Raw genomic sequence first — 308 nt, forward strand, 5'->3', positions numbered from 1 at the left:
CACAACCACCCAACGGCAATCTCTCCATGGCCGGGTGCATCAACAGGTTCAGGCGGTGAAATCCGCGATGAAGGCGCAACTGGTATTGGCGGTAAGCCAAAAGCGGGCCTGGTTGCTTTCTCTGTATCTAACCTTAAGATCCCGAACTTCGTTCAACCTTGGGAAACTGACTTTGGTAAGCCAAGCCGTATCGTTACTGCTCTGGATATCATGCTTGAAGGTCCTCTTGGTGGCGCAGCATTCAACAACGAATTTGGTCGTCCAAACCTGTTAGGTTACTTCCGTACTTACGAAGAGAAAGTAAACTC

At 49.7% G+C, this 308-nt stretch carries 1 protein-coding gene; it reads left to right on the plus strand.

Translation table 11 applies throughout. The annotated features are described in order from the left end of the window. A partial coding sequence (locus tag AB4496_RS29745) for a hypothetical protein (protein ID WP_372133740.1) occupies positions 1–308 on the plus strand: 308 nt, incomplete at both ends.

The sequence above is a fragment of the Vibrio sp. 10N.222.46.A1 genome (genome assembly GCF_041473595.1).
Taxonomy (GTDB): domain Bacteria; phylum Pseudomonadota; class Gammaproteobacteria; order Enterobacterales; family Vibrionaceae; genus Vibrio; species Vibrio tasmaniensis_A.